Source organism: Vibrio sp. 10N.222.48.A3, from assembly GCF_041475345.1.
GTDB classification, from domain to species: Bacteria; Pseudomonadota; Gammaproteobacteria; order Enterobacterales; family Vibrionaceae; genus Vibrio; species Vibrio tasmaniensis_A.
In genome coordinates, this window is sequence record NZ_JBFRVX010000264.1 from 1 (window position 1) to 6,453 (window position 6,453).

Below are 6,453 nucleotides of genomic sequence, written 5' to 3' on the forward strand. Positions count from 1 at the left end.
CTTATCCGAACGGCATTACATCATACATGATGGGCTTTGATCTTAGATTCCAGTTCATCAAAGATGTGGTGGAACAAGCGAAGTGTTTTTGGCTTTCTTATTCTCCTCTTTCTATGAAGAGTGAGAATGTTTCGGGGAAAGCTAAGCTGTTTTTGTTACGGGCTTTGCTTCCTTTTCTGATTCTTCATCAGCAAGGTCGATATCGCCTTTGCCTTTTGAAATTTTGATAACGTAAGCTGCGATACCGAATGCACTCACTACGCCGATGATGGTTGAAAGCTGCATTGGCAGACCGAAGCCTAGCTGACTGTTGTTCAGGATGAATGTAATACACACAGAAGTCATGAACACAGCTGGAACCGTTGTTACCCAGTGCAGTTTATTGTGACGAAGTAGGTAAGCTGAAGCCGTCCACAGCATCATTACTGCTGTTGATTGGTTAGCAAAACCGAAGTAACGCCAGATGATACCGAAATCTACTTGAGTCAGGATACCACCGATAACGAACAGTGGTAGAGCCATCAGTAGGCGGTTACGCAGTGTCTTCTGTTCCATGTTGAAGTATTCAGCAAGGATAAGACGGCTTGAACGGAACGCTGTGTCACCAGAAGTGATAGGTAGGATAACCACGCCAAGGAAAGCAAGGATACCGCCAAATACACCCAGTAGGCCAAATGAAGCGCTGTATACCACGTTACCTGGGCCGCCGTTTGCAATCGCGTCAGATAAAGACTCAACTGAACCGAAGAATGACAGAGCAAGCGCACACCAGATTAGAGCGATGATGCCTTCACCAATCATTGCACCGTAGAATACGAAGCGACCGTTCTTCTCGTTTTCCATACAACGCGCCATCAAAGGAGACTGAGTTGCGTGGAAGCCAGAGATAGCACCACAAGCGATAGTGATGAATAGAGCAGGCCAAAGTGGTAGGTCATTCGGGTTCATGTTGGTGAACATGTCTTTCATCTCGAAGCCACCCATGATTTGGTGCTCGTCAGATAGACCAATCGCAGTGATTAGGCCAACAGACATAAAGATAAGTAGTGCACCGAACAGTGGGTAGAAGCGGCCAATGATTTTATCGACAGGGACAATCGTTGCGATGATGTAGTAAGCAAAGATGATAACAACCATGGTTGTTGCAGACATTGCGAAATCAGTTTGGTCGTTGACGAGGTTAGTGATCATGCCTGCTGGAGCAGAAACGAATACCACACCAACAAGAAGCAGTAGAACAATGGCAAAGATGTTCATAAAGTGTTTTGCGCCATTGCCTAGGTAACGTCCAGTGATGGTTGGAACCGAAGCACCACCATTACGGATAGATAACATACCTGAGAAGTAGTCGTGTACTGCACCTGCGAAGATACAACCTAGAACGATCCAAAGCATTGCTGCTGGGCCGTAAAGAGCACCCATGATAGGGCCGAAGATTGGACCGACGCCTGCAATGTTAAGCAGCTGAACTAGGTAAACCTTTGGTGTTGACATTGGAACGTAGTCCACGCCGTCTTGCTTGGTGTGAGCGGGTGTTTGACGCTTTTCATTGACACCGAATATCTTTTCGATAAAGGCACCGTAAATAAAGTAGCCACCAATGAGTGCTGCAACACAGGTAAGAAACCACATCATAATTTGTTATCCCTGAATGTATTAATTAAGTCAGGGTGTATATTAAAGGAGTGTATGAGAAGAAACTTCCGCTACTGGAGTGAGTGGTCGAATAGCTAATTAAGTGGTGTTATAACCGGTTTAGTGGTTTGTGACCTTTGCGGAGCGGTTGGTTACTGGTGTTGAGAAGTGTCATGCTTCTAGTTAGTGGTGACTTATCAGCTTTAAGCGGTAATCAATAAATATCAACGGCAGATAACAGACATAAGTGGACATCAGTCAGTGTTCAGCGGAGAATCGCCACAAAGGCAGCGCTTCGTCAGAAAGTGATGAAGTAACAATATAAAGGATTGAAATGAAAAAAATAATCGCATTATTCGCCGTGGCATTTAGCCTTGCAGGATGCAGCGCCAATGTTCAAGATTTAGCGGCCGAAGGCAATTGGCAAGAGATTGGCTATCGTGATGGTATCAAAGGCCACACTCAGCGTTCTTATTCAGATATGGCCGAGCTTGGCGGAGTCGATCAAGCTAGCTATACAGAAGGTTACCATTTAGGTGTGACGGAATATTGTAATCCGAACCATGCTTATCAAATTGGTTTATCTGGTCAGGTGTATGAAGGCGTGTGTTCTGGTACGGAAGACGCTCAACGTTTCCGTATGGAATGGCAACGTGGCTGGGATGAGTTCTCAAACGACTATTAAGCCCAAGCTAGCGATAACAAATTAAAACTAAAAAAGACCAGTACTGCATGTGTACTGGTCTTGTTGTATGTCGTTAAAGTCACTCTCTAAATGAGAAGCTACAAACAGAATTGAGATTACTGATTATTCTCGACCGCTTTTCTCAAGAAGCCATTTTGTTGATCAAGTTGAGCCTTGGCCAGTTCTAAATCTAGCCCTGTCAGAATCATTAAAATAGATAGCTTCACATCATAATCGGTGTTTTTAAGTGTCGAAACTGCAAGGGCTTTATCACATTCAGTTGCTTGGATTACGATACGAGCTGCGCGGGCAACCAGTTTTTCGTTGGTCGCCTTTACGTCGACCATCAGGTTCTGATAGCTCTTACCAATACGAATCATGCTCGCAGTGGTGAGCATATTAAGCACCAGCTTTTGTGCTGTCCCTGATTTGAGTCGTGTTGAACCAGTCAATGCTTCTGGGCCAACCACTGGGCTAATTGCGATTTGAGCAATCTCAGCAATTGGAGAGCCTGGGTTACAAGACAGCGCAACCGTCACCGCACCAATCTGATTCGCATAGTTGAGCGCACCAATCACGTAAGGTGTACGGCCACTGGCTGCAATGCCTACCACGACATCGTTTTCTGTAAATTGAATGGCTTTCAGGTCTTCAATACCGAGAGTCAGCGAGTCTTCCGCTCCCTCTTTGGCTTTTAAAATCGCTTCTGGTCCGCCAGCGATTAAGCCGATAACCATTTTGTCTGAAACACCGAAAGTCGGAGGGCACTCTGAGGCATCTAATACACCTAATCGACCACTGGTGCCTGCACCCATATAGATCAGTCGGCCACCGTTTTGAAAGGCGTGAGCGATCTTGTCAACCGCTTTCGCGATCAGTGGTAATTCGGCTTCGATCGCCAGTGGTACCTGTTTGTCTTGTTGGTTAATCTTTTCAACCACTTCGAGAGAGGTGAGTAGATCAATATCCATAGTGTCAGGGTTTCTCCCCTCCGAAACGAGGTGCGAGAGCGCTGATATGAGAGCGTCGTTACTCATAATGATCCTTAAATGGTGATTCTAAAATGATGGTTCTAAAGTTGTTTAGTCAGCACGATAGAGAACGCCTAGAGAGGCCGCTCTGCTCGCGCCAGTCACTTCTGGTAAATTGCTTGGCAGTTGATGAACATGACGTTGAGCAAGCCACGCAAAGGCCATAGCTTCCATATAATCGGCATCAACGCCTTTACTGGTGGTTGACTCAACCTCCCAGCCAGGAAGCAGTTCAGACAGTCTCTTCATCAACAGTGGATTTCTCGTACCCCCGCCACACACATAGAGCGCAGGTTGGTTACCCAAGCGATAAGTCTCCACTTCATTCGCTATCGTCAATGCAGTGTATTCACAAAGTGTGTGCTGAACATCTTCTGCCGCAAGGTCTTTAAATTCTGTTAATTGTTGCTCTAACCACGGTAGATTAAATAGCTCCCTGCCAGTGCTTTTCGGCGGCATTTGAGATAGATAAGATTCATTTAATAACTGTTCGAGCAAGGCTTGATTGAGTTGACCTTTAAGTGCGAATTGCGCATCACGGTCAAACTTCTCACCCGTGTGCGTATCAACCCAAGCGTCCATCAACATATTGCCCGGGCCTGTATCATAACCAAGAGTAGGCTGATTCGGGCGCAGTACTGAAATATTCGAGATACCACCAATATTCAAGACTACAACCGAGCTGTCTCGCGGGTGAAAAATCGTATGGTGAAACGCGGGGACTAATGGCGCACCTTGTCCGCCAAGCGCCATGTCTTTGCGTCTGAAGTCGGCAACAGTTTGAATATCTGTTTTAGCGGCAATGATATTAGCGTCACCCAACTGCATGGTAAATGGCGAAGTACCGGTTGGCTGGTGGAATACTGTTTGGCCATGGTTCCCAATCGCAGTCACAGAAGATGCAGGCGTACCTGACTTATCGAGAAGTTGCAGAACAGCATCAGCAAATAGATGACCAAGCTGGTGGTCTAGTTCGCCAATGGCAATCAAATCCGTTTTCTGACCAATACAAACTTCAAGCAGACGCGCTTTGAGATCATCAGGCATTGGGAACTCATCATGAGCGAGCAATGTGATGCGCGAATCTTCAATCGAAACTAAGGCGGTATCAACACCGTCCATACTCGTCCCCGACATCACACCGATATACAGTTCTTTACGATCCATTCCTAAGCTCTTGCACTGCATTCTTAAAGTCTTCCAAAGATTGGTTTAAAAACATTGTAAAGCAAATTTAAAGAGAATAATCTCGGGAAGTTTATGAAATTAGGTTTAATAAGGGATAAATATGGGACCGTTGTGGGTAGATGTCGCGGGCTACGAACTGACAGCTGAAGACAGAGAAATTTTAGAGCACCCAACCGTTGGTGGTCTCATCTTATTCGCTCGAAACTACCACGATAGCAAACAGCTTTCGGCGTTAAATAAAGAGATCCGCAAGGTCGCGAAACGTCCTATTTTGATTGGCGTTGACCAAGAAGGTGGCCGAGTTCAGCGCTTTCGCGATGGCTTTTCAATTATCCCTGCCGCTCAAGAATTCGCGACTAAGAATAATGGTGAGCAGTTAGCAGAACAAGCCGGTTGGTTGATGGCGGCGGAATTGATTGCCCATGATATCGATCTGAGCTTTGCGCCTGTATTAGATAAAGGTCACGACTGTAAAGCGATTGGTAGCCGAGCGTTTGGTGAAGATATTGATACCATCGTTCGCCACAGCAGTGCTTTTATTAAAGGCATGAAATCGGTTGGAATGGCGACAACAGGGAAGCACTTCCCAGGACACGGCGGTGTAATTGCTGATTCGCACTTAGAAACGCCTTACGATCCTAGAGATGATATCTTTGAAACAGACATGGCCATTTTCAAGGCGCAAATTGAAGCCGGAATATTGGATGCCATGATGCCAGCACACGTGGTTTTCTCTCACTATGATGATCAACCAGCGAGCGGCTCTGAGTATTGGTTGCAGAAAGTATTGAAGCAGCAGCTTGGATTCAAAGGCTTAGTTTTTTCTGACGACTTAACGATGGAAGGCGCGGCCATTATGGGCGGACCAGCAGACAGAGCGAAAGCAGCTTTGAATGCTGGCTGTGACATGGTGCTGATGTGTAATAAGCGAGATGCACAAATTGAGGCTCTTGATCATTTAGCGATTCAAGAGGTGCCTTTAGCCAACTCATTGCTTAAAAAGCACTGCTTTGATTTATCGACGCTTCACTCGGATAGTCGATGGAAAGAGGCCTCAGAGCAAATTAAGCGAATGTTAAACGCTGGGTGATAAATAAACACTCTATAAGTTTGAAGAAGGCGATATGAGAAATATCGCCTTTTTTGTATGTGTGAGGTGCAGTTTAAGCTGGTTTGTGTATCAGAGTGAATTAAAGAAGATGTGTAAGTTTTAATTTACAGTAAATGTTTTTTATTGTTTACACTTGCAATCGTTTTTGTAGCTGTTATTGTGTTTTTAAAGATTGTCAGCCCAAATGGAAATTGTGGGTGTAAAAATAAATATACAGGTTGAGTTATGCAGAAAAGTGAATTAAGCAATGTCAATATCATCGACGAACAGGTACTGATTACTCCTGAGGAGTTAAAAGCAAAACTGCCTTTGAGTGATAATGCTCGTCGTTTCATTCAAGAGTCTCGTCAAACTATAGCAAACATTATTCATAAGAAAGATCATCGCATGCTTGTAGTATGTGGCCCATGTTCTATCCATGATATTGAAGCTGCGAAAGAATACGCGAAACGCTTAAAAGCTTTATCTGAGCAGCTTAGCGACCAACTGTATATTGTAATGCGTGTTTACTTTGAGAAGCCTCGTACCACTGTTGGTTGGAAAGGCTTGATCAATGACCCACATCTAGATGGTACGTTCGATATTGAGCATGGTCTGCATGTTGGTCGTGAGTTACTTGTTGAACTCGCTGAGATGGAAATCCCACTAGCAACAGAAGCGCTAGATCCAATCAGCCCGCAATACCTAGCAGATACATTCAGCTGGGCAGCAATCGGCGCTCGTACGACTGAATCACAAACCCACCGCGAAATGGCGAGTGGTCTTTCAATGCCAATCGGCTTTAAGAATGGTACGGATGGCAA

6 protein-coding genes are annotated in these 6,453 nt (G+C 45.2%); 3 read left to right on the forward strand and 3 right to left on the reverse strand.

Annotated elements, in window-relative coordinates; translation table 11 throughout:
• Positions 1-141 precede the first annotated feature (141 nt).
• Positions 142-1,635, reverse strand: a complete 1,494-nt coding sequence (locus AB4653_RS08725) for a carbon starvation protein A (protein WP_009848450.1) — start codon at positions 1,633-1,635, stop codon at positions 142-144.
• 334 nt (positions 1,636-1,969) lie between these two features.
• Here AB4653_RS08725 and AB4653_RS08730 point away from each other — a divergent pair, with 334 nt between their 5' ends.
• On the forward strand, positions 1,970-2,320 hold the full coding sequence (locus tag AB4653_RS08730) for a DUF2799 domain-containing protein (protein ID WP_009848451.1): 351 nt from the start codon (positions 1,970-1,972) through the stop codon (positions 2,318-2,320).
• A gap of 116 nt (positions 2,321-2,436) precedes the next feature.
• On the opposite strand, the gene murQ is transcribed toward AB4653_RS08730, so the two are convergent.
• Complete coding sequence (gene murQ / locus AB4653_RS08735; protein WP_032555324.1) at positions 2,437-3,357, reverse strand: N-acetylmuramic acid 6-phosphate etherase; 921 nt, start codon at positions 3,355-3,357, stop codon at positions 2,437-2,439.
• Positions 3,358-3,402: 45 nt separating this feature from the next.
• Positions 3,403-4,518, reverse strand: coding sequence for an anhydro-N-acetylmuramic acid kinase (locus AB4653_RS08740; RefSeq protein WP_009848453.1), 1,116 nt, complete (start codon positions 4,516-4,518; stop codon positions 3,403-3,405).
• Positions 4,519-4,639: 121 nt separating this feature from the next.
• Here AB4653_RS08740 and nagZ point away from each other — a divergent pair, with 121 nt between their 5' ends.
• Together nagZ and AB4653_RS08750 are read left to right on the forward strand one after the other, a co-directional pair.
• On the forward strand, positions 4,640-5,629 hold the full coding sequence (nagZ, locus tag AB4653_RS08745) for a beta-N-acetylhexosaminidase (RefSeq protein ID WP_009848454.1): 990 nt from the start codon (positions 4,640-4,642) through the stop codon (positions 5,627-5,629).
• A gap of 246 nt (positions 5,630-5,875) precedes the next feature.
• The coding region (locus tag AB4653_RS08750) for a 3-deoxy-7-phosphoheptulonate synthase (protein ID WP_372103865.1) at positions 5,876-6,453 on the forward strand (578 nt) is incomplete at its 3' end.

Bases quoted from the DNA above. Each gene is read 5' to 3' on its own strand.
- AB4653_RS08740 (WP_009848453.1), bottom strand. From the start codon at position 4,518: ATGGATCGTAAAGAACTGTATATCGGTGTGATGTCGGGGACGAGTATG.
- murQ (WP_032555324.1), bottom strand. From the start codon at position 3,357: ATGAGTAACGACGCTCTCATATCAGCGCTCTCGCACCTCGTTTCGGAG.
- AB4653_RS08730 (WP_009848451.1), top strand. From the start codon at position 1,970: ATGAAAAAAATAATCGCATTATTCGCCGTGGCATTTAGCCTTGCAGGA.
- nagZ (WP_009848454.1), top strand. From the start codon at position 4,640: ATGGGACCGTTGTGGGTAGATGTCGCGGGCTACGAACTGACAGCTGAA.
- AB4653_RS08725 (WP_009848450.1), bottom strand. From the start codon at position 1,635: ATGATGTGGTTTCTTACCTGTGTTGCAGCACTCATTGGTGGCTACTTT.